This window comes from Plesiomonas shigelloides, assembly GCF_900087055.1.
Lineage (GTDB): Bacteria > Pseudomonadota > Gammaproteobacteria > Enterobacterales > CAMTGL01 > Plesiomonas > Plesiomonas shigelloides.
This window is the reverse complement of the sequence record NZ_LT575468.1, coordinates 1790729-1814074: the sequence shown is the minus strand read 5'-3', so window position 1 is coordinate 1814074 and position 23346 is coordinate 1790729. Positions and strand designations below refer to the sequence as shown.

General features: G+C 51.0%; 23 protein-coding genes and 2 pseudogenes. 18 read left to right on the top strand and 7 right to left on the bottom strand.

Features of this window, described 5'->3' with window-relative positions; translation table 11 throughout:
- Nucleotides 1–180 precede the first annotated feature (180 nt).
- Nucleotides 181–1629: a chitinase gene (locus NCTC9997_RS15435; protein ID WP_082935517.1), complete on the top strand. Its 1449-nt coding sequence runs from the start codon at nucleotides 181–183 to the stop codon at nucleotides 1627–1629.
- Nucleotides 1630–1979: 350 nt separating this feature from the next.
- Entirely contained in the window at nucleotides 1980–3515 is a 1536-nt protein-coding gene (locus NCTC9997_RS07950; protein WP_064977783.1) for an EAL domain-containing protein, read from the top strand.
- 102 nt (nucleotides 3516–3617) lie between these two features.
- On the opposite strand, the gene NCTC9997_RS07945 is transcribed toward NCTC9997_RS07950, so the two are convergent.
- Both NCTC9997_RS07945 and NCTC9997_RS07940 read right to left on the bottom strand, forming a co-directional pair.
- On the bottom strand, nucleotides 3618–5258 hold the full coding sequence (locus NCTC9997_RS07945; protein ID WP_064977782.1) for a methyl-accepting chemotaxis protein: 1641 nt from the start codon (nucleotides 5256–5258) through the stop codon (nucleotides 3618–3620).
- Nucleotides 5259–5599: 341 nt separating this feature from the next.
- On the bottom strand, nucleotides 5600–5794 hold the full coding sequence (locus NCTC9997_RS07940; protein WP_064977781.1) for a hypothetical protein: 195 nt from the start codon (nucleotides 5792–5794) through the stop codon (nucleotides 5600–5602).
- Between the two features lie 228 nt (nucleotides 5795–6022).
- On the opposite strand from NCTC9997_RS07940, the gene NCTC9997_RS07935 reads away from it, so the two are divergent.
- The 3 genes from NCTC9997_RS07935 to NCTC9997_RS07925 all read left to right on the top strand — a co-directional run bounded on the left by NCTC9997_RS07935 (nucleotide 6023) and on the right by NCTC9997_RS07925 (nucleotide 7332).
- Nucleotides 6023–6364, top strand: coding sequence for a YcgJ family protein (locus NCTC9997_RS07935; protein ID WP_064977780.1), 342 nt, complete (start codon nucleotides 6023–6025; stop codon nucleotides 6362–6364).
- A 208-nt stretch (nucleotides 6365–6572) separates the two neighbouring features.
- The gene (gene ppiC, locus NCTC9997_RS07930) at nucleotides 6573–6854 is read left to right on the top strand and encodes a peptidylprolyl isomerase PpiC (protein ID WP_010863710.1); all 282 of its coding nucleotides are present in this window, start codon (nucleotides 6573–6575) and stop codon (nucleotides 6852–6854) included.
- A 217-nt stretch (nucleotides 6855–7071) separates the two neighbouring features.
- On the top strand, nucleotides 7072–7332 hold the full coding sequence (locus NCTC9997_RS07925) for a hypothetical protein (protein WP_064977779.1): 261 nt from the start codon (nucleotides 7072–7074) through the stop codon (nucleotides 7330–7332).
- Between the two features lie 195 nt (nucleotides 7333–7527).
- Here NCTC9997_RS07925 and NCTC9997_RS07920 read toward each other — a convergent pair whose 3' ends face one another.
- The 5 genes from NCTC9997_RS07920 to NCTC9997_RS07900 form a co-directional block, all read right to left on the bottom strand.
- Complete coding sequence (locus tag NCTC9997_RS07920) at nucleotides 7528–8199, bottom strand: YfdX family protein (protein WP_010863709.1); 672 nt, start codon at nucleotides 8197–8199, stop codon at nucleotides 7528–7530.
- Between the two features lie 273 nt (nucleotides 8200–8472).
- The gene (locus tag NCTC9997_RS07915) at nucleotides 8473–8724 is read right to left on the bottom strand and encodes a hypothetical protein (RefSeq protein ID WP_010863708.1); all 252 of its coding nucleotides are present in this window, start codon (nucleotides 8722–8724) and stop codon (nucleotides 8473–8475) included.
- Nucleotides 8725–8792: 68 nt separating this feature from the next.
- The gene (locus tag NCTC9997_RS07910; RefSeq protein ID WP_064977778.1) at nucleotides 8793–9296 is read right to left on the bottom strand and encodes a YbhB/YbcL family Raf kinase inhibitor-like protein; all 504 of its coding nucleotides are present in this window, start codon (nucleotides 9294–9296) and stop codon (nucleotides 8793–8795) included.
- Between the two features lie 206 nt (nucleotides 9297–9502).
- Complete coding sequence (locus NCTC9997_RS07905) at nucleotides 9503–9712, bottom strand: hypothetical protein (protein ID WP_010863706.1); 210 nt, start codon at nucleotides 9710–9712, stop codon at nucleotides 9503–9505.
- A gap of 273 nt (nucleotides 9713–9985) precedes the next feature.
- Nucleotides 9986–10171 carry a hypothetical protein gene (locus tag NCTC9997_RS07900; protein WP_010863705.1) on the bottom strand — a complete coding sequence of 62 codons (186 nt, stop codon included), beginning with the start codon at nucleotides 10169–10171 and terminating at the stop codon, nucleotides 9986–9988.
- Between the two features lie 372 nt (nucleotides 10172–10543).
- Between NCTC9997_RS07900 and hypF the strand changes: the two are divergent.
- The 13 genes and pseudogenes from hypF to hybG all read left to right on the top strand — a co-directional run.
- Nucleotides 10544–12025, top strand: a pseudogene (gene hypF / locus NCTC9997_RS15430) (carbamoyltransferase HypF); the annotation flags it as partial.
- 105 nt (nucleotides 12026–12130) lie between these two features.
- A complete protein-coding gene (locus NCTC9997_RS15425; RefSeq protein ID WP_413463051.1) occupies nucleotides 12131–13387 on the top strand; it encodes a Kae1-like domain-containing protein in 1257 nt (418 codons plus the stop codon).
- A 235-nt stretch (nucleotides 13388–13622) separates the two neighbouring features.
- A complete protein-coding gene (gene hybO, locus NCTC9997_RS07890) occupies nucleotides 13623–14768 on the top strand; it encodes a hydrogenase 2 small subunit (protein WP_010863703.1) in 1146 nt (381 codons plus the stop codon).
- Nucleotides 14769–14772: 4 nt separating this feature from the next.
- A complete protein-coding gene (hybA, locus tag NCTC9997_RS07885; protein ID WP_010863702.1) occupies nucleotides 14773–15795 on the top strand; it encodes a hydrogenase 2 operon protein HybA in 1023 nt (340 codons plus the stop codon).
- Complete coding sequence (gene hybB / locus NCTC9997_RS07880; protein ID WP_010863701.1) at nucleotides 15782–16975, top strand: Ni/Fe-hydrogenase cytochrome b subunit; 1194 nt, start codon at nucleotides 15782–15784, stop codon at nucleotides 16973–16975. The genes hybA and hybB overlap by 14 nt, the downstream gene beginning before the upstream one ends.
- Nucleotides 16972–18675, top strand: coding sequence for a hydrogenase 2 large subunit (hybC, locus tag NCTC9997_RS07875; protein WP_039044763.1), 1704 nt, complete (start codon nucleotides 16972–16974; stop codon nucleotides 18673–18675). Before hybB ends, hybC begins: the two co-directional genes overlap by 4 nt.
- Nucleotides 18675–19157, top strand: a pseudogene (locus tag NCTC9997_RS07870) (HyaD/HybD family hydrogenase maturation endopeptidase); the annotation flags it as partial. The gene hybC and the pseudogene NCTC9997_RS07870, both read left to right, overlap by 1 nt.
- Nucleotides 19158–19249: 92 nt before the next feature.
- Nucleotides 19250–19540 carry a HypC/HybG/HupF family hydrogenase formation chaperone gene (locus NCTC9997_RS07865; protein WP_064977776.1) on the top strand — a complete coding sequence of 97 codons (291 nt, stop codon included), beginning with the start codon at nucleotides 19250–19252 and terminating at the stop codon, nucleotides 19538–19540.
- A complete protein-coding gene (gene hybE / locus NCTC9997_RS07860) occupies nucleotides 19537–20166 on the top strand; it encodes a hydrogenase-2 assembly chaperone (RefSeq protein ID WP_082935516.1) in 630 nt (209 codons plus the stop codon). Before NCTC9997_RS07865 ends, hybE begins: the two co-directional genes overlap by 4 nt.
- A gap of 16 nt (nucleotides 20167–20182) precedes the next feature.
- Nucleotides 20183–21319 carry a hypothetical protein gene (locus NCTC9997_RS07855; RefSeq protein ID WP_064977775.1) on the top strand — a complete coding sequence of 379 codons (1137 nt, stop codon included), beginning with the start codon at nucleotides 20183–20185 and terminating at the stop codon, nucleotides 21317–21319.
- Nucleotides 21320–21433: 114 nt separating this feature from the next.
- A complete protein-coding gene (gene hypA / locus NCTC9997_RS07850; protein ID WP_064977774.1) occupies nucleotides 21434–21775 on the top strand; it encodes a hydrogenase maturation nickel metallochaperone HypA in 342 nt (113 codons plus the stop codon).
- A gap of 2 nt (nucleotides 21776–21777) precedes the next feature.
- On the top strand, nucleotides 21778–23052 hold the full coding sequence (gene hypB, locus NCTC9997_RS07845) for a hydrogenase nickel incorporation protein HypB (protein ID WP_064977773.1): 1275 nt from the start codon (nucleotides 21778–21780) through the stop codon (nucleotides 23050–23052).
- A complete protein-coding gene (gene hybG / locus NCTC9997_RS07840; protein ID WP_064977772.1) occupies nucleotides 23043–23345 on the top strand; it encodes a hydrogenase maturation factor HybG in 303 nt (100 codons plus the stop codon). Before hypB ends, hybG begins: the two co-directional genes overlap by 10 nt.
- The last annotated feature ends 1 nt before the right edge of the window (nucleotide 23346 follow it).

Genomic DNA, 23346 nt, shown 5'->3' with positions numbered 1-23346 from the left:
GTGAATCACTTCGCAAAACCGCAATGCCGATGGTTTTTCCTTGTGAAGCATAGGAAGAAGAGACCTATGATCTGGAATGTCTTACTGACTCGTTGTGAGTCTTAAGTCAACCTCAAGCTCATAACAAGTAGCCCTTAACAAGTAGCTCTTTACAAGCAGCTCTATACAAGGACGTACCCTATGTTTCGACTGACTCGCGCCGCGGTACTGGTTGCTTCGGTATGCTCGTTACCCGCCTTGGCGGCCATGAATATCCAGCCTGATCCACAAACTCCCGGCGGTTACGTGATTGCGACCGCTGATATCAACGCCGTAGAACAGCAAAAGACCGCTAACCCGATGTACGCAATTTGGGCCCAGTCACTGGCAACGCGCCCAAATACCATTGTGGATGCCATCGAGCCCGGGCTGGCCAGTAATCCAGATAACGTTAAGCGTGCTGAACGCGTATTCCCTGCCCATGAGTGGGCCTATTTAACTCAAATGGCGGCGCCGGAATACACGTATGTGCGCTTCTTGCGCGCAGTAGGGAAATTCCCTGCGTTTTGCAGTGACTATACCGATGGCCGCAATGCGGATGCGATCTGTAAAAAATCCATCATTACCATGTTTGCCCACTTTGCTCAGGAGACCGGCGGACACATCGCGAAAGATAATGTTTCCGATAACCCGCTGGCGCTAGAAGAGTGGCAACAGGCGCTGGTGCATGTGCGCGAGATGGGCTGGTCAGAAGGGCAAACCGGTTACACCACCGGCTGTGGTCAGAATGATTGGCAAAACAAGAAGTGGCCTTGTGCTACTGGTCAAGGCTATTTTGGCCGTGGCGCGAAGCAGCTGTCATACCATTTTAACTACGGCGCGTTTTCCGAAGCCATGTTCGATGGCAAAGCCTCTGTGCTGCTAAACGAACCGGGGCGAGTGGCTGATTCTTGGCTCAATTTGGCCTCGGCTATCTGGTTTTTCCTGACACCACAGGCACCGAAACCTTCAATGTTGCATGTGGTTGACCGGACATGGAAGCCATCTCAGCGTGAGTTGGATGCCGGAATCGGCTACGGCTTTGGCACCACCATCAATATTATCAACGGTGGCATTGAGTGCGGTGAGCACAATAAAAACAAAGGCCAGCCAGTGAACCGGATCCGCTATTGGGAAGGGCTGGCGGCACACTATCAAATTCCGCAGTTGCCGGATGAGAAAAATACCTGCTGGCAGCAAACACCGTACGGCAGTTTGAACCTGAACGGGGCAACCGATGTGCTGTACACCAACTGGGATGGTAACTGGAAGTATTATGCTGACCGTCCGGGTGGTTATTCGTTTGAATGTGAATTAGTCGGGTTCCAAACGGCGTATTCTGCGCTGGTGAAAGGTGACTACGAGAAGTGTGTCACGAACTTCTACGGCTCACACGCCAGCTGGCCGAAGGTGCGAGTTGTCGAGAAGTTAGATCCTCCGCCGGTTAATCCAGGTGAGCCGCCAGTGGGTGGTGTGGCTGGCTGGGAAGCAGGCAAAGTCTACAACGCGGGTGATAAAGTCAGCTATAAGGGCGTGATTTATCAGGCCAAGTGGTGGACGCAAGGGGATGATCCTAGCAAAGGCGGCGCATGGGCGGTTGTGACGGCGTAACTTACAGCAAGGCCATATCGAACTTACGTTGAATATGGCCTGAGCAATATGATTTATAATCAATGAGTTGTGGCTCATTGTGTATGAAAGGCGTCAATCGACGCCTTTTCCTATTTAGAAAAGGCATACTGAATTTCGGTTACTGGATTTATCTCTCACTCCCACTTAATGTTAAAGATGTATTGTTACAGAGCGAAATAAACTGATGGTGATATCATCACAATTTATAAAATCGTTTGATACTTACTGTTTTGGGGTATTGTTAAACGAAAGGGGTTGATCACTGTAGTTTGTGAGCATCTTTCGATATCCGGTTCGTACTGAAGCAGTCATCAAAAGGGCTTTACTTGATGAGAATTAAAAGGGAATGGGCCCTCTACTTTATCTTTGTGCTTAGCGTGCTTGGGATCGGGCTTTCGATTCCCTCATTGTTTGAGCATTTTTTAGCGCAGCGCTTGTTACAATCAAAGCTTGAGGGCTTCTACTATGCGGCCAATGAGCGTAGTGATGCTATCCGGCATGTCATGAAAAATGAAATAACCAATATTCAATTCGATTGTGGCAAGCACGATGTTCAAATTTTGCGAGACTTGAATCTTTATAATAGTCAGTTTCGTGTACAAGGTATTGAGCTGAAAGATGGGGGCGGCTGTTCTAGTTTAGGCTCCGATCTGAGTATTTTATCGCCGAGTGAACCCAAAACCTATGCCTACAAGTTTTATGGCTATGACGTAGGTTTTACGACAACGCACGATATTACAAATACCGGCGGTGAAGTGGTGACCTTCATCAATGTGAATGGCAATTTTATCTACTGGGTTCTCAATAGTGCATGGACTCATGAGCAATTACAGTCACCGTGTAAAAATTGTTTTTACATTGAATATCTTAACATCGCACCGGCAGAGACAACGTTGTTTTCTCCAAAAGGAAATTTGGATATCAAAAATCGCCCCGAAGGTGAGGTTTTGGTGTCCAGTATCTCTAATGGGAAAGTGGTGTATAAGCTATTAGCGGGGAAAGAGCTGGTGGCTTATGCCAATGGGAAGTTGTGGCTTTATGCTGCGCTTTTCATGTTAGTAGCACTTTCTGCAGGTACCTTTATTTTTTGGATTCTGACGCATCATCAAAGCTCAATGTCAGAGTTGTTGCGGTATGGTTTACAGAAAAATGAATTTTTCCCTTATTATCAGCCAATAGTAAATGCGAAAACAGGGCAGGTGATAGGGGCTGAGGCATTACTACGCTGGTATCACAAAGGTGAGATGATCTCCCCTGGCGGATTTATTGAGCATGCAGAGCAACATGGCATGATTTTGGATATAACCGAACAAGTGATTGAGAAGATCATTGCCGATTTGAGTCTATTCCCAGAATCTTTGTGGGTGAGTGTTAATATTGTGCCGGAGCAAATCGAGAATGGTTCTTTGTTCCGGATGCTGAAAAAACACCGCTGGCATTACAATTCAAAATTACGTTTTGAGATCACCGAGCGTATGCGGGTCAGTGATTTTGCGGTTGCGGCAGAAGAGATCTCCAAAGTCAAAACCTTGGGATACCGTTTTAAATTGGATGATTTTGGTACTGGGTACGGCGGTTTTTCCTATATCCAAAAATTGGGGGTAGACGAGATTAAAATTGATAAGATGTTCGTTGATACCATCGGAACCAATGACGTGAAAAAAGGCGTTCTTGATTCAATCATTGCCTTTGCAAAAGAGGCGGGGATGGATCCGGTGGCCGAAGGCGTTGAAACCCAAGCGCAAGTTGACTACTTAGTTTCAAAAGGCATCTATAATATCCAAGGCTTTTTCTATTCTCGTCCGCTACCGGCTTATGCATTTACCCGCTGGGTAGCTGAATATCAAGCGCGCCAAAACAGCTAATAATCTATCACCACATTTTGCAGCGCATGGCCAGATAGCAACAGTATCTATCTGGCCATGCGAGAAGCATTGTGCTTGGGGATCGGAAGAATGAACTCAGCGTTACAGCTTAAACTTCTCCGTCATCAAATTGAGCTGTTGCGCCAGCTGCGCCAGGCTCACGCAAGCCTGCACGGTTTGTACCGCACCTTCGGCGACCTCAGTTGATGCCGTGTTGATGTTAACAATATTCTTATTCAGCTCATTGGCCACGGCCGATTGCTCTTCGGTGGCGGTCGCAATTTGCGAGCTCATATCAGAGATCTTGCTGATTTCGGCGTTAATCTCTTGAATAGACTCTCCGGCACGGGTGGCGTGCTCCACACACACATAGGCTTGCTGGCAGCTGGACTGCATTGCTTGACCTGCTTCGGTTGCCCGCTTTTGCAATGATTCGATGATCTGATTGATTTGGGTCGTCGAATCTTGTGTTTTCTGCGCTAAAGTCCGCACTTCGTCGGCGACCACAGCAAAGCCACGTCCTTGTTCACCAGCTCGTGCCGCTTCGATGGCCGCGTTCAGTGCCAACAGGTTGGTTTGGTCGGCGATATTGCGGATCACGTCCAGTACCACGCTGATACTGGCGCTGTCTTGTTCCAGCTGCTGCACAATCTGGCTAGCATGCTCTATTTGCTGTGAGACTTCCTGAATATTCTGCACCGCCTCGTGCACAATCTGATTACCCGAAATGGACTGTCGAGTCGCATCATTGGCGGCGGTTGCGGCGTGCGTAGTATTCATGGATACATCTTGCACGGTGGCTTGCATTTCATTCATTGCCGTCGCCAACTGGGTAATTTCGTTTTGCTGGATTTGCATGCCATCGGCAGAGTGCTGGGCAATGGCATTCACCTGTTCAACGGCACTGCTGACTTGCGATGTCGAGGTCATGATGTCACTCACCAGCGCATGCAAACCTTCTTTCATTTTTTGAATCGAGATACCCAGCTCGCCCAGCTCATCACGGGATAATTTACCGGACTCAATGTATTCACAAAATTGTGAGCGGGCGAGGTTGCCGTCAGCAATTTGCCGTGCTTGCTCCAAAATCATGAACAGCGGTTTGGTGATGCTCTTGGTCAGCAGGCTGGCCAAAATAAACACAAAAATAGCCGACACAATCAGGCAAGTAATAATCCCAATTTGTGCCGCGGAAAATGCCGTATTGGATTCACTTTCAGCGCGAGCGGCATTATTCAGGCTTAGATTGGTGAGTGCTTGCGTTTGCTGATTAAGCTGATCATAGATAGCCGAGCCGGTATTGAGGCTTTGCATTGCTAAATCAAGCGCGCCGCTTTTGATGTAGCGCTGGACTTGCTCGTTTTCCTCGCAATATTGCGTCCACAGTGCGCGGATCTTGGTGATAATTTGCTGCTCTTGCGGGGATTTAAAGCGGGATTCGTATTTTGACAGCAGAGTGGTCATCTCTTTCTGCGTTTCTGACAGCATCTGGGCGTATTTGTCCAGTTGGTCCACACTGTCACGCTTAGCGAAGAGGGCAAGAATATAGCGGCGGCTGTCAGTCGCTTGTTTATTTATATCATTCGCATGAATAATTACGGGGATTGAGGTGTTGGACAGCAGGTCAATGTTGCCATGAAGTTGCTTGATCTTAGAGAGTGAGTATAAGCCAGTTAAACTCATTAGCAGGCATAACACAGAAAAAGAGAGCAGCAGTTTTTTCTTTATCGATAAATCAATCATTCCTGAAACCGTTCTATGTAAGAGTCGCGTTATATTAGTAGTGAAATAATTAATTCATTCTGGGTTCTATTGGTGTATCTTTTTTGTGCAACTTTATGCTTAGTTGCTTATGACCGATGAGTATAGGAGCGGCTGTTTATTTGTGGAAAGTGAATTGTCTTGGTGACGGGCTAAGTTGGTAAGAAAGCATTTTTATTGATTTCTTCTTATGTCATACTTTTTCAAAGTATTTCATGCGAATGGTTTTACGTGACGATTGGTTATCTTATGGCGATATAAAAAGTACTTAACTAGCAATGTAAACTCTGCACGAATTGTAGCCGGCCTACCTATTTACTGCGTCAGGAAACATTCCGATTCAAATTGTGGGTGAGGGTGCTGATGATTTTGTCAGCAATAAAACAAGCGCGAGTAATATCAGCTGAGCGTAGTTTTTGTCCGCGTAAACTGCTCAATGCAATGCCTTGCGCGATATCTACGGTGGTCAATTGACAAATGTAGGGTTGCCAGACCAAATGTTGTATTTGCTTTTTCATGCAGTTGAGACTCCCTCATGACAGCATGAGATTAACCTACCTTGAGTATTGTCTTGGAATACTGACCATGGTCATGTATTTGGTGCATGGCAATCTTTTTCTCTTCTTGGCTGTGCCACGCCATTCATCAGAGCATCACCGTGCTGTTATCGTAATGTCATACACGCTCGCTAAGGTCAGTCAGCATTGGCGATTGATACGTTGTTGATATCTGAGCAGGAGCTGACGATGAATCCATTTTTGTTAGTCATTTGTGTGTGTATGGTGCTTAGCGTACCTGTACAAGGGGCGCTGCTGGCTTATAAAACATGGGTTTATTCGCCGGTAGACGGCGTGGTGTGCGATAAAGGCTTGGGCAAGTGTTATAACGCCGCAGGTTTTTCCCCTGAGTTGACTGCGCAGTTTTTCGATGTTGAGCGCGAGCGCTTAGCGCCACAGGCAACCGAAAGCGCTACGGTGTATTTGAGTAATCAGGTTACCTGCCATTTTTCCGCGCAATATTGCGAATCTGAGATCGTAGGTAAAGGGGAGTATTACCAAGCTGTGTTGTTTTCCTCATCGCATCTTTAGCTATGGCTCATGACGAGTAGTAATAGTGAGTTAGAAAGGTTGATTTTTACCGTTAAAACTTCCCAAGATCGGGGCCGCACCGGTAAGCTATGCGTTTACCCACGGCTTCAGCATGCAGCATACGTAGATGAGTATGTGTCGCTGTGTATGTGTGGCCGTGTCGTGTGCAATCATGGCAATTAATCAGGTAGCAGAGGCAACAAGCACCATGGCAAATAAAGCCGCAGCAATACATATTCTGGTGAAAACAGAAAAAGAGTGTCTGGCACTGAAGAAAAAGCTCGATGATGGTGCGGATTTTGGCAAGTTGGCCCGCCAGTTTTCGACCTGTCCTTCGGGTAAACGCGGTGGCGATTTAGGCGAGTTCGCGCGTGGGCAGATGGTTAAAGCTTTTGATAAAGCGGTGTTCTCCGCGCCATTGCTACAAGTAGTCGGCCCAATCAAAACCCAATTTGGCTACCACTTGATCAAGGTGTTGTATAAGAGCTAAGCGCAGACTGCACGATAATCTTGCTATACCCTGCTTACTTGAGGCTGCCGCGGTGTTGGCTATGTTCGTTCATCTCAATCACATAGTTTGCCTATGCTCATGGAGATGCTTTTACTTGCCGCCTACCTGCAATTCCAAGTCGTTTGGGTCTACTGTGCACGCTCACACTATTGGTGGATGCGATCAATAACCATAAATCAAGAACAAGGATGAAAACATGCCGTGGTATTCCATTATGGTGGGCTGGTATGTGCTGTTCACTGTGGCGTTTGCCAGTGTCATCGCAACAGTGGGTGAGTCTGATGGCGTTGCATTGATGCTGTCGCTGGTGGTGATGTTAGGATCACCGTTGACGGTAGGGATGGCGATGCTGGGTGTGTTGGATGCATTTCTGGCTCGCAATTGGTCACGCTTAGGTGTGCATAGTGGCGCGTTGGCCTTAGCGTTAACGTGGCTGGGCATGGTGATTTTTCATTAAGTCTGGCGGCGCGACATACAGCATAAAAAACCGGCGTACTGGACGCCGGTTTCGAGACTTGTTTAGCGAGATATCAGTGACAACGTCACTTTTTCTATCCTCTTTCTTATCTCTATCATCCCTTTTATCGAGAAAGTCGAGACAGTGTCATGATAGGAAGCGATTCTCACTCGTGATTCTCAGATGCAAACGCGATTATTTCGCGGCTGCCGGTGTTGCTGCGTGCGCAGCTGCTGCAGGCGCGGCGGCTGGGGTACCGATGACACTTTCAGAATCGATAATGATGCCATCTTCAGCAGCTTTCAGAGCCAAGTTCGCTTCGTAGTATTTGCTGTGCTTCATCAGATCCAGCGCTTTGGCTACGTTTTGCTGAGTTTGTTTCAGTGGCATCAGCGCTTGGTTTTCCACAATGCCGATACCGGCTAAACGCAGAGTTTCCAACGCGCCTTGGCGATCACCTGCTTTGATTTTTTCGTTAGCTTGGCTGATGGCTTTTTGTTTAGCTGGGGTTGAGATGAAATCTTCTGCCACTGACATGCTGGCATTGATGATCACATAGTTATCACCGGCCAGTGGGGCGGTTTTGTTTGCTTTAACAAACTTGCTCCAGTCAGTGCTGTCGGAAGAAAGCAGTTTTTGCGCTTCCTTCGCTAATTTTTGTGCTTGATCTGGTTGGCCGTTGAACAGTGCAGCACGTGCATGCTGAACGTTCATCATGGCGTTATAACCTTGCTGAGCCACTTGCAGCAGATCTTTTTGCTGCTGTTGGGTTGCAGCAACAGTGGCGGTGGCAGGTTGTTCAGCGGCAACAGCGCCACCAGAGATCAGAGCAACAGACAGGGCTACAGCAGATAAAAGATGTTTCATGACATTCACTCCATAGTAAATCAGAAAACGACAGGCACCTGTGTCTGTCCGTTTTGAGCACATGAATTAGCCTATAGCAGAGAAATCAAAGTCGCCGTCACAAAGTGTTTGTAAGTATTTCTGATATAGGCAGTTTTCAATTGCCCAATGGAGGGAAAGGGAATGGTGCTTATTAAACTTGATGGGGTAGCGGAATAAAAAAACCGAAACCTGCAGCAGGTTTCGGTTTACTAAGCGTACGTCTGTCAGCGTATGCCGACAGAAGCGACTCGATCACAGACCGAACTGTTTGCTCAGCTCAGCTTGGCGATCGGTGATTTTGCTGACGGTTTGCACCAGTACCGGGTTGTCAGATAAGGAGACATCGGTATTGACGGCATTCCAGAGCGCCAGTACATCCTTACAATGTGCGATAAGTTCTTGCTTACGCACCTCAGTCAGATTGGCATTGTGCAGCTCTTTCCAAGCATGCTCCAACTGCTCCAATGTGGTATTGGCAATACTGATGACTTGTTCCGCGCTCATAGCGTCTCCTTTAAACGTGCCGTTATCCTTTTTCAGGATAAATCCATTGTTATCGTTAGTTATCCCGATTAGCCCCGGAACAGGGCGGTAATCTTGGCTGTACCCAGTGCATTGGCATTGAGCATAAAGCCGACTTTAGCTGGCATTGTGTCTGCTGGCAAATCCAGAGTCGGTACTTTGAGTGCGAAAACAGTAAATTGATAGCGATGCGCACCGTGGCCTTTGGGTGGACGTGGGCCGCCGTAACCCGGCACACCGAAGTCAGTGATACTTTGTACCGCGCCGGCCGGTAACCGTGTGCCATCAGATAGAACGCCACGCGGCAAACCGCGGGTATCTGCCGGTAAGTTGAAGACTAACCAGTGCCACCACCCACTGCCGGTTGGCGCATCGGGGTCATACACAGTGACGGCAAAGCTCTGCGTGCCTTCAGGGACATGATCCCATTGCAGCGCTGGCGACAGGTTGTCTCCCTGATAGGGCTCACCGGTCATGACATGACGTAAGTGGATATAGTCGCCATCCTCAAAATCAGGACTGGACAAAGTAAAGGCTGAGGAGTGTACAGACATAACATCACCTTCATGCGTTGGTATACCACTCGGCTCGCCGTGCTCCTGTTTTCATTGCTGATGTTCACTTCAGCGCAGGAGGCGTACGAGCCGCGGTGTTAATGTCTGTTTAGCTTAGTCGAGGCGTATTCGGGGAGCGAATACAATATTGTGTCGGGTTATGTGAGTCTGTGCATAAATCTGACGGGCAGATTTTTCGCTAACCGTCAGTCTTTTCTCATAAAAAGTGCAATCAGCGCGGTAACGGCCACGTTACCCAGATAAAACCACGTCAGCCACTCTGGGCGCGATGACGCGGTCAGGTTGTTCATCAACGCGGCGGTAATAAATGCTACCCAGAGTGCGGCAATAATGCAGCCACCTAACACAACGTGACGATGCAGTGTGGCGATGCCATAGGTAGATGGAGTGTTCATCTTGTGCTCCTTGTCCGAGCGAACTGTGTTGAGTGTTGATGTGTGTGTTTAATACACGTTGTTGATACAGAGCTTATGCGCGTTTTGCAGCATGCTTGTTAATGGTTTGTGTTATGTCATGAAACGCGGGCGGAGGAAAGGGGGGAGAAAAAATAAAGTTGTAAGGGAAAGCGTGAGCGGAAAAACAGTGAAACACCCTGAAAAAATAGCAGTACAGGCGTTAGTTACCCGTACTGCATTCGTACTGAATCTTTACCGTATAAGCGGCGATGATCAGTCTTCGCGCGCCCAGCTGGCCAGTAACGAAGTGGCAACAACATTACCTAAAAATGCGTAAGTCACCCAGTTAGGGCGCTGGTGGCCTCCGGTCAGATTGGTTGACAGCGCAGCGCTGACAAAAACAACCCAAATCAATGCGATGGCCGACAAACTGATCGTGCCTTTTTTCTTATTCAGCATGCAAACTCCGATATAAGTATGATTTATATGGTCTCAATGCGGCGGAGAATAGCACATTATGTTATTGCTTTGGTGAATAATTCTTAGGCGCGATGAGCGTGAGCGCCTCGACAAGGGAATGATTAGCTATGCCGATTCGTTGTGATATTTAAAAACGCCTAGAAAATCCACAACGATACATTTCATTACCTTTTATCGGGATTAAAAACACAATGAAATCAGATTGTGTGACGAGGTTACTAGGCAAAGCAGCTGACCAGCTTAGAATGCAGCACAAAGTGTGAGGTCTTTCCGCTCCCAAGAAGAACGCGGGCGTCAACGGCAACGTAGAAAATACCAAAAGAAGTAGATCAGGATAGTGAGACAGCAGTTATGACCGGGATCAGAATCCGAGTGCGAGGAAAAGTGCAGGGCGTCGGATTTCGTCCTTACGTGTGGCAGATAGCCCATGAGCTCGGATTAACCGGTGATGTGCGTAACGATGCGGAAGGGGTGCTGATCCATCTGGCGGAAGTTACTGAGGATTGCGCTGCATTTCGCCAGTTTACTGACTTACTCTATGCTCGCTGTCCACCATTGGCGCAGATTCAGGCGTTGGAAGTGGCGGCATGGCAGCCGAGTAGCGTGCCGCAGACTTTCACCATTACCGCCACCGCCGGTGGGCAAATGGCGACGCAAATCGTCCCTGATGCTGCGACTTGTCCGGCATGCCTGGCGGAGATGCGCGACCCAGCAGATCGTCGGTTTGGCTACCCGTTCATCAATTGTACCCATTGCGGCCCACGTTTTACCATCATCCGCAGTATGCCGTATGACCGTCCGTTTACCGCGATGGCGGCGTTCCCGATGTGTCCTATTTGTCAGCGTGAGTATGACGATCCGGCTGATCGGCGTTTTCACGCCCAGCCCAATGCGTGTCCACAGTGTGGGCCGCAAATTCGCTGGGTTGATGCGTCCTTTTTTGATGAGTCACTTTCTTTGCCTCGAATTGACGACCTGTTTGCGCAAGGCCATACCGATTCGCAGCCGGTGATTGTGCAGGCAGCGCAGGCGTTATTGCGTGGCGAGATCGTCGCGGTGCGCGGATTGGGCGGTTTTCACTTAGCTTGTGATGCGACCAATGCTGAGGCTGTCGCGCGTTTGCGAATGCGTAAGCATCGCCCGGGTAAACCGCTGGCGGTGATGTTGCCATCGCTAGACTGGCTTGATGTGTGCGCGGATTTTTCCGCTGAGCAACCGCGCTTTGCGCTGTTGGAGTTAGAACCGGAATTGGCGGCTTTGCGCTGTCGTGAGCATGCGGTGTCAGCGCTAACCTCCGCGGCTGCACCGATCGTGCTGGTGCCAAAGCGCGCGAGCGCAGATGAGCTGTGCGCGGAGAGGTTTTCTGACGCCGAACCCACACCGCTGGCTGACAATATTGCGCCGCACTTAGGCGAAGTGGGGGTGATGCTGCCGTCGAGCCCGTTGCAACATCTGCTGCTGGATGCAGTAGGGCGTCCGTTGGTGATGACGTCCGGTAATGCGTCTGGCAAGCCACCGGCGCTGAGTAATGCCGAAGCTCTGCAGGATTTGCGTCATATCGCTGATGGGTGGTTGCTGCATAACCGCGACATCGTGCAGCGCGCCGATGATTCGTTGCTGCGCGCCACTCCTGAGGGCACTGAGATGCTGCGTCGGGCGCGCGGATATGTGCCCGATCCGTTACTACTGCCGGATGGCTTTGCTCCGCTACCGGCGATTTTGGCTACCGGCGCGGATCTGAAAAATACCTTTTGTTTGATCCCCGCTAATATGGCTGAGTCAATAGCGATAAATCAGGATGATAATAAAATAAGTCCTGAGTCACTGACCCTGACACGTGTAAACCTGGCACATGTAAATACCGAGTTACGCAATTCGGGTGTCAGCGAGACTAAAAGTAAAATTGGCAACAATATCGGCAATCATATCGCTGCTGATATGGCGAGTGATATAGATAGCAATATTGAAAATAAATCATGGCCGAAAAGTATGGCGGTATTAAGTCCGCACTTTGGTGATTTATCCGATCCGGATTTGGCGCAACAAGTAAATCGCTCAACAGCATTTTTCTGTGAGATTTATAATGTTGTACCGCAAATTATTGCGACCGATTCTCATTCCGGTTATTTCAGTCGTCGTAATGCGGAAAAATTATACAGTGCAAAGAAAATTATTCCGGTTATGCACCACCACGCACATATTGCTGCTGTGATGGCAGAATATGGATTAGCGCGAAATCATTCTCCGATACTGGGTCTGGCATTAGATGGGATCGGTATGGGAGAAAATAATGCGTTATGGGGTGGGGAATGTTTGCTGGCAGATTATACAACGTTTGTTCATTTAGGTGGTATTCCTGCCACGCCATTACCCGGTGGTGATAAAGCGGCGCGTGAACCGTGGCGTAATTTGTTAGCTCAATGTCATGCGGCAGTGCCGGATTGGCAAAATACCGAATTGGGTAAAATATTACAGCCCTATGCCACCGGTTTATTGTGTCATGCGATCGAGCGAGAGATTAATTGTCCTCCGGCTTCATCGTGTGGTCGCTTGTTTGATGCGGTTGCGGCTGCATTGGGGATCTGTACCGATGCGGTTTCGTTTGAAGGAGAGGCCGCGTGCCGCTTGGAGTCTCTGGCATGGCAAGCCTTAGCGCAGGAGCATGAGCAAGGTGACTTTTTGTCATCGGCGCTTGACCATGATTTCCCTCTGCAGATGCCGTTATTGTTCAGTGAGGCGCGCTCGGCACGCAATCAATTAAACGTTGTGGGTACGGAACAATCAATATCATCACACAAATATAGTGATGATAAAAATAGTAAGGGAATCGTTGACATTCGTCCTGTTAATTATTTCCCGCAAGCGAAAGACTTACCCAAATCATCACTGGATTTAGCCGCATTTTGGCATTCTTGGTTGAATTACCGCGCGACGGATAGTGATAAAGCCTTTGCTTTTCACGTGGTATTAGCCAATGGCTTAGCAGAGATGGTTAATTATTATGCATCTCGGTTAGGTATCGCGAAGGTCGTATTGTCCGGCGGCGTATTACACAACCGCCTTTTACGCGTATTGCTGTTAAAAAAATTAAACCATTTGGAGGTATTGACTCCGCGAATTATTCCTGCTGGAGATGGTGGGTTATCTTTAGGTCAAGCCGTGATTGCGGCAGCGAGAATATTAAATCCACTCTGAGTTAAGGTAAAAAAACGGTGAATATTTTTATTCCTTTCTTTTCATGTCGCTCAGGCTGAAACGTGTCTATTCAAATAAATTAAAAAATAATTCTTCGTGTTACAAATCATTGATATGGATCAAATGTCTGATCTATCCGCTGTTAATACTATTACCGCGGTTGCCAAAACGGGGATGAAAAGAGGGAAATTAAACTTTTCATCAAATTGGTATAATTAAAAAAGAACCAAAAGCAATGGCTATGAATAATTCGTTTCTTGACCGTTTGGGTGTGAGTCGTCGTGATTTTATGAAGCTGTGTACGGGTCTGGCGGCCAGTATGGGGCTGTCGGCAAATGCCGCTACTAAAATTGCCGCGGCGGTCTCTGACCCTGCACGTCCTCCCGTTATTTGGATTGGCGCACAAGAGTGTACCGGTTGTACGGAGTCGCTGCTGCGTGCCACGCACCCGACACTGGAAAACCTGCTGCTGGATACCATTTCGTTGGAGTATCACGAGGTATTGTCGGCGGCTTTCGGCCATCAGGTGGAAGAAAACAAACACCACGCGATGGAGAAATACAAAGGCCGTTATGTGCTGGTGGTCGATGGCTCGATTCCACTGAAAGATGATGGTGTGTACTGCATGGTGGCGGGTAAGCCGATTGTGCAGCATATCCGTGAGGCTGCGGAAAATGCCGCGGCAGTGATCGCCATTGGCTCGTGTGCCTCATGGGGCGGGGTGCCTGTCACCGGCGGCAACCCAACCGGCGCAGTGAGCCTGTCTGAGGCGCTGGGTGGCAAGCCAGTGATTAATATTCCGGGCTGCCCACCGAATCCGCAGAACTTCTTGGCCACGGTGGTACACCTGATCACCTTCAACTCGGCACCGAAGTTGGATGCGGAAGGTCGACCAACGTTTGCCTATGGCCGTTTGATCCACGAACACTGCGAGCGTCGTCCACACTTTGATGCTGGCCGTTTTGCCAAAGAGTTTGGCGACGAAGGCCATCGTAATGGCTGGTGCTTGTATCACCTTGGCTGTAAAGGTCCAGAAACCTACGGTAATTGCTCGACGTTGGAGTTTTGTGACATCGGCGGCGGTATCTGGCCGGTCGGTATTGGTCACCCTTGCTACGGCTGTAATGAGCAGGGAGTGGGCTTTACCAAAGGCATTCACCAACTGGCAAACGTGGAAAACCAGACTCCGCGTTCACAAAAACCGGATCTGAATAACCGCCAAGGTGGGGATGTTTCACCAACGGCGGCGGGGATCATCGGTGGCGTGGCCGGTTTGGTCGCGGGTGTTAGTTTGATGACTGTGCGTGAGCTGGGTCGCCAGCAGCGACAAAAACGCGAAGCAGAAGCGCGGCAGCACGACGCAGACTCACACAAGGAGTGATGCCGTGGATAGACGTAATTTCCTCAAGCTGGCTGCTGCGGGCGCGGTGGCTGGCGGGCTTTCCCCTTGTGCCGTGGCGCGGGAAAATCTTAAACCGATCCCCGGTTCACTGGGGATGCTGTATGACTCCACCTTGTGCGTGGGCTGTCAGGCCTGCGTGTACAAGTGTCAGGAGGTCAACCATTCTGAGCTGAACCCGAAAGGGGAACAGACGTGGTCGAACAATGACAAGCTCGATGCCTACACCAATAACATCATTCAGGTGTGGAGCAGCGGTGATGGTAAGCACAAAGACCAAGTCGAAAACGGCTATGCCTACATCAAAAAGCAGTGCATGCATTGTGTTGACCCGAACTGCGTATCGGTGTGTCCGGTGCAGGCGCTGCGTAAAGATCCGAAAACCGGCATTGTCCATTACGACCCGAGCGTGTGCACCGGTTGTCGTTATTGCATGATTGCCTGTCCGTTTAGTGTACCGAAATTCCAGTACGACGATCCGTTAGGCCAAATTCACAAGTGTCAGCTGTGCAACCAAAACGGCGTTGAGCGTTTGAATCAAGGTTTGCTGCCGGGCTGCGTGGAAGTGTGTCCGGCGGGCGCGGTGATCTTTGGTACCCGTGAAGAGCTGCTGGCGGAAGCTAAAAAGCGTTTGGCGATGAAAGCGGGCGAGATGTATGCCTATCCGCGCCAGACAGTGAACAGCAATGATCGCTATGAAAAAGCGATCCCGCATTACCAAGACCATGTCTACGGCGAAAAAGAAGGCGGTGGCACGCAGGTGCTGACGTTGGCCGCAGTGCCATACGAAAACCTGAACTTGCCGAAGCTCGATGAACGCTCCACCGGCTCTCGCTCTGAAACAGTACAACATACGTTGTACAAAGGGATGGTGTTGCCGATCGCCGCGTTTGCTGGTTTGGCCATGTTGACCCGCCGCAGTACCAAAAAATCCGAGCATCATGATGAGCATAAAACTCATCATCGCGAAGAAACCGATAAGAAGGATGATGATCATGGCACACGCTGATGCTAAACCACTGGGTGGGCGTCTGGTCAGCTGGCCGGTGCTGTTCTTTGCCCCGTTTGCTGTTCTGTGTGGGGTAATTATCCTCAAGCGTCTGTTTTTGGGCTTAGCCTCCGTGTCTGGATTGAACGGCGGTTATCCGTGGGGCTTGTGGATCTCCTTTGACCTGTTGATCGGTACCGGCTTTGCCTGTGGCGGCTGGGCGCTGGCGTGGGCGGTGTATGTGTTTAACCGCGGGGAATATCACCCGTTGGTGCGACCGGCACTGCTGGCCAGTTTGTTCGGTTATGCCTTGGGTGGCCTGTCGATCACCATTGACGTGGGCCGTTACTGGAACCTGCCGTATTTCTACATCCCCGGTCACTTCAACGTGAACTCGGTGTTGTTTGAAACCGCTGCCTGTATGACGGTGTATATCGGGGTTCTGGTGTTGGAGTTCGCGCCTGCGGTGTTAGAGCGCTTTGGTTGGAAAGTGCAGCTGAAATGGCTGAACAAAATCATGTTTGCCATTATCGCACTCGGTGCGCTGCTGCCGACTATGCACCAGTCCTCCATGGGTTCATTGATGATTGCTGCCGGCCATAAGATCCATCCGCTATGGCAAAGCTATGAAATGCTGCCGGTGTTCTCACTGTTGACCGCCTTCATCATGGGTTTTTCCATCGTGGTGTTTGAAGGCTCATTGGTGCAGGCAGGCTTAGCGGGGAAAGGGCCGAATGAAAAGGCGCTGTTCTATCGCTTGACCAAAGTGATCGATATTTTCCTGATCCTGTTTATCGCGCTGCGGTTTGCGGAGATTGTCATCAACGGCAAAGTGAATTATCTCGGTCAGTTTGACCACTATGCGCTGCTGTTCTGGGCTGAAATTGCCCTGATGATTTTCCCGTTACTGGTGTTCCATTGGGATACCACCCGTAATGATTCCCGCCTGCTGTTTTTGGGCGCGCTTAGCATGCTGCTCGGTTCAGCGCTGTGGCGGTTGAATTATTCCCTGATCGCATTTAATCCGGGTGAGGGATACCACTATTTCCCAACCACGGAAGAAATTTTGATTTCGGTGGGCTTTATCGCCATTGAAGTGTGCGCCTACCTGTTGTTAATCCGTATTTTGCCAGTCCTGCCGTCACTTGAGCGTGTACACCAGGATTATCAGGCCAGCCATGATGTTCGAGGTAAAGAATGAGCCAGCGTATTACTATCGATCCGGTTACTCGGATTGAAGGCCACCTGCGTATTGACTGTGAAATTGCCAACGGCAAAGTGGTGAAAGCTTGGTCATCCGGCACCATGTGGCGTGGCATGGAAGAGATTGTGCAAGGCCGTGATCCGCGCGATGCGTGGATGATCATGCAGCGGATCTGCGGGGTGTGCACCAACATCCACGCGATTGGTTCGGTGCGAGCGGTGGAAAGTGCATTGAACTTGAATGTGCCAGTGAATGCCCAGTACATCCGCAACATTATTCTGGCGGCCAGTAACATTCATGACCACGTGGTGCACTTTTATCAGCTGTCGGCGCTGGATTGGGTGGATATCACCTCGGCGCTGCAAGCCGATCCGGTGAAGGCTTCACAAATGCTGAACGGCGTATCGAGCTGGCAGCTAAATAGCCCGCAAGAGCTGACCAAGGTACAGAACAAGATCCGCGCGCTGGTGGACAGTGGCCAGTTGGGGATTTTCGCCAACGGTTACTGGGGCCACCCAACCATGAAGTTGCCGCCAGAAGTTAACCTGATTGCGGTGGCGCACTACATGCAAGCGTTGGAATACCAGCGCGATGCGAGCCGCGTGGTGGCTTTGCTGGGTGGTAAGAGCCCGCATATCCAAAACTTGGCCGTAGGTGGTGTTGCCAACCCAATTAATCTGGATGGTATCGGCGTGCTGAACATGGAACGCCTGATGTACCTGAAGACCTTTATCGATCGCCTAAACGGTTTTATCGAGCAGGTCTACATGCCGGATGCGGCGATTATCGCCAGCTTCTACCCAGAATGGCTGCAATCGGGCCGTGGGGTGACCAACTATCTGTCAGTGCCAGAATTGCCGACCGATAACCAAGGCGGCAGTTTCCTGCTGCCGGGCGGTTACATTAAAAATGGCGACATGAGCACCTTCCGCGCCATTGATTCGCATAAAGATCAGTTCCTGATCGATGGGATCGCCGAAAGTAGCAAGCATGCTTGGTATCGCGATAACGAACCTCTGCACCCGTGGCAGGGCAAGACGCGGCCGAACTACACCGGCTGGAACGAAGACGGTAAATATTCGTGGGTGAAAGCGCCAACGTTCTACGGCGAAACCGTGGAAGTGGGGCCGCTGGCGAACGTGCTTTGTATGCTGGCTGCCGGTCACGAAGGCACCAAACAGCATATGGATACCGTGCTGGGTCTGTATCAGAAACTCAGTGGTAACACCCTGACGCCGCAAGAGATGCCATCCACTATGGGCCGCGTGTTGGCGCGTGCTGTACGCTGTGCGGTGATGAAAGACACGCTGGCGCACCAGTGGCAAGCGCTGATCGACAACATTGGTCGCGGTGATTACGTGGCCTATATCAAGCCTAACATCCCGGCTGATACTGAGCTGCGCGGTGTGGGTTTTGAGGAAGCGCCACGCGGCATGCTGTCGCACTGGATTGTGATTAAAAACGGCAAAATTGCTAATTATCAGGCGGTCGTACCTTCTACGTGGAACTCCGGTCCACGCAACCAAAATGACGAGCCGGGGCCGTATGAAGCGGCGCTGGTCGGCACACCGGTGGCAGATCCGGAAAAACCGCTGGAAGTGGTGCGCACGGTACACTCGTTTGACCCTTGCATGTCTTGTGCGGTACACATTGTGGATACCCGCGGTCAGCAAGTGACCGAAGTGAAGGTGCTGTGATGCAAAATCCGGTACTGGTGCTTGGCATCGGCAATTTGTTGTTGTCGGATGAAGCCATTGGTGTCCGGGCGGTGGAAGCGCTGGAGCAGCGCTTCCATCTGCCGCCGCAGGTAGATGTGCTCGATGGCGGCACCTGTGGCATGGAGCTGATTGGGGATATGGCCGATCGTGAACACCTGATCATTGCCGACGCCGTTCTGACTGGTGATGCGCCGGGCACGGTGGTGACGCTGCGCGATGAAGAGGTGCCGACACTGTTTAGCCGCAAAATTTCTCCGCATCAGTTGGGGCTGTCCGATGTGTTGTCAGCCCTCAAACTGACCGACGAGTTTCCGCAACGTCTGACTCTGATCGGGGTGGTGCCGGAGTCTGTCGAGCCACGCATTGGCCTCACCGACACGGTTAGTAACAAACTGGATCAGGTTGTGATGGGTTTGTGCGGGGCATTGGCGGAGAGTGGGGTTACAGTAACACCTAAAGATGTTCCGCTTAACCGTAACCAACAGCTGATTGATTCTGAAGCTTTTTCAGACTGTCAGGTAGATAGTCAATCAGACAGACAAGGAGTTCTCTGATGTGTATCGGTATTCCCAGCCGGGTGTTATCCGTGAATGGTCAACTGGCCTGTGTGGACAGTTTCGGCCAGCAGCGAGAAGTGAGCCTGCTGTTGCTGGATGAACCGGTCAACGTTGGTGATTACTTGTTGGTTCAAGTCGGCGGTTTTGCGGCGAGTCGCATGAGCGCCGAAGATGCTGAAGCGTCGCTGTCGGCGATGCAGGCGCTGTTAAATGGCGATTTGCCGGATGATTTGATTGCGGATGCCGATTTGCCTTCCGCCATGCGCTATTCGGAGGTGTCGAAATGAACCTCGACACCTTGCTGCGCCAAGAAGCGCAAGCGTTCGGACTCAGTGATATCGATTTGAATCAAGAACTGGGTTTGTTTCCTGATGTAGCGCCAGTGACTCCAGCGCCAACTCCTGCACGTGAGTGGCTGGGTTTTGCCACCAATCCGGCAGCGTTGTTGGAGCAGACGTTCAGCGAGATTGCACAAGGCGAGATGCAGACGCTGCCTTTTTTCCGCGCACAAGTGCCGGTTCGTGCGCTGGGTTTTCAGTGCTACGAAGGGCAGTGGGTTGGGGTCATGCTAACGCCTTGGATGCTGAGCATTCTGGTATTACCGGGGTCTGACCAAGTCTGGGATTCGCGCCCGCTGGGTGAACGTTTGGGCTTGCGTCTACCGTTTGGCAATGCGGTATTTCATGTCAGCGAAATTGAGGCTATCGGGCAGTATTTGTCCTGCTCGCTGATGTCGCCGCTGGATCCGGCTATGTCAGCCGAGCAAGCTCTGCAACTGGCAACGGATGTCTCCCGTCAGGTTTTAGCCATTCCGGTGACGGATGTGGATGCGCCACAGAATTTGTCGCGTCGCGCCTTGCTCAGTGGCCGTCGCTACGCCGCAGAGCCGCAGCCTCAGTCAGTAAGTAAGTAGTAAATGGACTTGTGTGATGCCGGAGCAACAACCTAAGCCCATTACCGTGCAACCAACAGCAAACACACTGCCGTTTACCGGCGGTGTGCGTGTGCAATTGCAACTATCACCACTGGCGCAAGGGCGCGTAGCGCTGGCGGCGCAGGTCAGCTGCGTGCGGCCAGATGCAGGGCGTGCGCTGGCGGGTTTGCCTATCGAAACGGCGTGGCAACGTCTGCCACATTTGCTCTCGTTATGTCCAATTGCGCAGCAAACAGCCGCCGCGCAAGCCTTTGCCACGTTAGCGCAACCATCCCTCGTTTTACTTCCGGCGCAGATACAAAGTCCGCCAACTGAACAGCTAGCGGCTGAATGGATGCGTGAACATGCGTGGCAAAACTGGCAGCTGTTAGCGCTTGATGGCGATGCGATGCCCTTTTTGGCCGATACCCGCGTCTTACGTCACCTCGATCGACAAGGTTGGGAAACCGCGTTTACTCATCTGTGTGGCTTGAGCGCCGAGGCATTTTGCTCGTTGGCCTCTTTTGAGGATTGGATGGCGTGGATGCAACACTCCACCGCGCCCTATCCGGCATTACTGCACCGCTATCTGCCGTTGCTTTCGTTTGGCGCGCAGTCAACCTGCTCGCAGCCGGAAAGTGGGGCATTTAGCCGCCAATACGCGCATCCCCTGATTCAGGCATTGATTGGCCGTTATGGCAACGGCATCGCCGCCCGTTTAACCGCGCGCTGGCTGGAAATGGCGCGTTTGATTGCGGAGCCAGCGGAGCAAGTTGTTCTCTCTGGCGCAGACCAAACGGCTACGTGCGAGAAGGGCGAATCATCGGATATGTCGCCGAGTACATGGCGAGTAAGTGGCCACGCGATGGCGTCGCGCGGCAGTTTGTCTCATCGCATCACGGTGCAGAATACCGCTAGCGATGACGATCCTAAACTTGCTCGCTGGCAGATTGCTCGCTGGGAAATCGATGCACCCACTGATCGTTATTTTGCCCGCGGTGGACTACTGGAGCAGGCGTTGAATGGCCAAACGGCCGACGATCGGCAACAAGCCTTGCGCGCGACAGAATTGCTGCTACGCGCGATAGATCCTTGTGTTGGCTTTGAGATCGTCTGTGCACCCATTGAGGTACAGAATGATGCGACAGCATGAGGCAACAAAATCAAAAGCGTCATTGTGAATTGACGCATTTAATCGAGAACATTAACGCTGGCCGTGCGAAGAATCGTGGCCAGCGCAGACTCATCGAAAACAGGCCGAACTGACATGCATGAAATGGCGCTATGCGAAAGTGCGATGCAGGTAATTGAGCAGCAAGCCGCGCAAAATGGCGTGCGGCGTGTGACTGCCGTGTGGCTGGAAGTCGGCGCACTGGCGTGTGTCGAAATTTCTGCGCTGACCTTTTGTTTTGACGCCGTTAGCCGTAACACGCTGGCGGAAGGGTGTAAACTGCACGTGCGGGTCAAACCGGCACAGGCATGGTGCTGGGACTGCTGTCAGACCGTGCTGATCAATCAGCGCGGCGAGGCGTGTCCGCATTGTCAGGGATACCGTCTGCGTGTGGATGACGGTGAAACATTACGAATTCAGGAAATAGAGGTGGAATAACCATGTGTACGACATGCGGTTGCGCCGAAGGCGAAGTCCGGATTGAAGGGGATGCACACGGACAGCATCATTCTCATGTTCATCACCATGATCATGGGTACGGGCATGCTCATAAACATAGTCATAGCCACCATCATGGTCATAACCATGCTCATTCACATGAGCATTCTCACGGTCATGATCATTCACACGGGCACCACCACGATCACCACTCGCACGTGCATCACGCGCATAGCTCCGCAGCCAGTGCCGTGCCAGCAGTCGGCGAGTTAAGTGGTAATGCGGGCAGTGTTGTTGTCCACCATCACTATCACCATAACGGCGATGTGCATCATCATTACCATTATCACTTTCCGGTAAGAGGTGACAACGTCACACTGGCTGACCATCATGACCATCATGACCATCATGACCATCATGACCATCATGACCATCATGACCATCATGACCATCATGACCATCATGACCATCATGACCATCATGACCATCATGACCATCAGCACGCGCACCATCATCATGCTGCATCTGTTGAAGCAGAAGAGCCAGCACTGCAGCCGCAAGGTGAGCAGGATGACATGCATTATGGCCACGGCCTTGCCGGCGCCCATGCTCCGGGGATGAGCCAGCGCCGCATGCTGCAAATTGAATTAGATATTCTGGGCAAAAACAACCATATCGCAGCTCACAATCGCGAAGATTTCGCCGCGCAGCAAATTCTGGCGCTGAATCTGGTGTCTAGCCCAGGCTCCGGTAAAACCACATTGCTGACGGAAACCTTGCGCCGCTTGCAAGGGCAGCGTCCGTGCGCCGTGATTGAAGGTGACCAGCAGACCAGTAATGACGCTGAGCGTATCCGCGCCACCGGTGTGCGTGCGATTCAGGTTAATACTGGCAAAGGCTGTCATCTGGATGCGCAAATGGTGCGTGATGCTTCCGAGCGTTTAGCGCCCGAGTCTGGCAGCATTTTGTTTATCGAGAACGTCGGTAATCTGGTGTGTCCATCCAGCTTTGATCTTGGCGAGCGCCATAAAGTGGCGATTTTGTCGGTGACCGAAGGGGAAGACAAGCCGCTGAAATACCCTGATATGTTTGCTGCGGCGTCTCTGATGCTGCTGAATAAAACCGATCTGCTGCCTTATCTGACCTTTGATGTGGATGCTTGTATTGCCAATGCGCGTCGTGTCAATCCGGATATCCGCGTGATTCAAGTTTCCGCGCGTAGCGGTGACGGCATGGACGAATGGCTGGGCTGGCTGGAGGAGCAGGTATGTGCCTAGGCATTCCGGGGCAAATTGTCGCCATTCGTGATGAAGCTAGCGTGACCGCCGTGGTGGATGTGTGCGGCGTCAAACGTGAAGTGAATGCTGCGCTGGTATGTACCGGCGCTCCGGCTGATCTGATTGGTCAGTGGGTATTGGTGCATGTGGGGTTTGCCATGAGTTTGCTCGATGAGCAAGAGGCGCAGGCGACCCTCGATGCGCTGCACAGCATGCAGGCGCTCGGTCACGAAGTGGATGACTTTGGTGCGCTGAATGGTCAAGCAGCGCAGAAAGCGGAGAGCGCGTCATGAA

What these genes read in the sequence shown, in the direction of transcription:
- hybB (WP_010863701.1), top strand. Translation starts at nt 15,782, where the DNA reads ATGGCACACGCTGATGCTAAACCACTGGGTGGGCGTCTGGTCAGCTGG.
- hybE (WP_082935516.1), top strand. Translation starts at nt 19,537, where the DNA reads ATGAACCTCGACACCTTGCTGCGCCAAGAAGCGCAAGCGTTCGGACTC.
- NCTC9997_RS07855 (WP_064977775.1), top strand. Translation starts at nt 20,183, where the DNA reads ATGCCGGAGCAACAACCTAAGCCCATTACCGTGCAACCAACAGCAAAC.
- NCTC9997_RS07920 (WP_010863709.1), bottom strand. Translation starts at nt 8,199, where the DNA reads ATGAAACATCTTTTATCTGCTGTAGCCCTGTCTGTTGCTCTGATCTCT.
- hybC (WP_039044763.1), top strand. Translation starts at nt 16,972, where the DNA reads ATGAGCCAGCGTATTACTATCGATCCGGTTACTCGGATTGAAGGCCAC.
- hybG (WP_064977772.1), top strand. Translation starts at nt 23,043, where the DNA reads ATGTGCCTAGGCATTCCGGGGCAAATTGTCGCCATTCGTGATGAAGCT.
- NCTC9997_RS07910 (WP_064977778.1), bottom strand. Translation starts at nt 9,296, where the DNA reads ATGTCTGTACACTCCTCAGCCTTTACTTTGTCCAGTCCTGATTTTGAG.
- NCTC9997_RS07915 (WP_010863708.1), bottom strand. Translation starts at nt 8,724, where the DNA reads ATGAGCGCGGAACAAGTCATCAGTATTGCCAATACCACATTGGAGCAG.
- NCTC9997_RS07950 (WP_064977783.1), top strand. Translation starts at nt 1,980, where the DNA reads ATGAGAATTAAAAGGGAATGGGCCCTCTACTTTATCTTTGTGCTTAGC.
- NCTC9997_RS07905 (WP_010863706.1), bottom strand. Translation starts at nt 9,712, where the DNA reads ATGAACACTCCATCTACCTATGGCATCGCCACACTGCATCGTCACGTT.
- hybO (WP_010863703.1), top strand. Translation starts at nt 13,623, where the DNA reads ATGGCTATGAATAATTCGTTTCTTGACCGTTTGGGTGTGAGTCGTCGT.
- ppiC (WP_010863710.1), top strand. Translation starts at nt 6,573, where the DNA reads ATGGCAAATAAAGCCGCAGCAATACATATTCTGGTGAAAACAGAAAAA.
- NCTC9997_RS15435 (WP_082935517.1), top strand. Translation starts at nt 181, where the DNA reads ATGTTTCGACTGACTCGCGCCGCGGTACTGGTTGCTTCGGTATGCTCG.
- NCTC9997_RS07925 (WP_064977779.1), top strand. Translation starts at nt 7,072, where the DNA reads ATGCCGTGGTATTCCATTATGGTGGGCTGGTATGTGCTGTTCACTGTG.
- NCTC9997_RS07935 (WP_064977780.1), top strand. Translation starts at nt 6,023, where the DNA reads ATGAATCCATTTTTGTTAGTCATTTGTGTGTGTATGGTGCTTAGCGTA.
- NCTC9997_RS07940 (WP_064977781.1), bottom strand. Translation starts at nt 5,794, where the DNA reads ATGAAAAAGCAAATACAACATTTGGTCTGGCAACCCTACATTTGTCAA.
- hypA (WP_064977774.1), top strand. Translation starts at nt 21,434, where the DNA reads ATGCATGAAATGGCGCTATGCGAAAGTGCGATGCAGGTAATTGAGCAG.
- NCTC9997_RS07945 (WP_064977782.1), bottom strand. Translation starts at nt 5,258, where the DNA reads ATGATTGATTTATCGATAAAGAAAAAACTGCTGCTCTCTTTTTCTGTG.
- NCTC9997_RS15425 (WP_413463051.1), top strand. Translation starts at nt 12,131, where the DNA reads ATGGCGAGTGATATAGATAGCAATATTGAAAATAAATCATGGCCGAAA.
- hypB (WP_064977773.1), top strand. Translation starts at nt 21,778, where the DNA reads ATGTGTACGACATGCGGTTGCGCCGAAGGCGAAGTCCGGATTGAAGGG.
- NCTC9997_RS07865 (WP_064977776.1), top strand. Translation starts at nt 19,250, where the DNA reads ATGTGTATCGGTATTCCCAGCCGGGTGTTATCCGTGAATGGTCAACTG.
- NCTC9997_RS07900 (WP_010863705.1), bottom strand. Translation starts at nt 10,171, where the DNA reads ATGCTGAATAAGAAAAAAGGCACGATCAGTTTGTCGGCCATCGCATTG.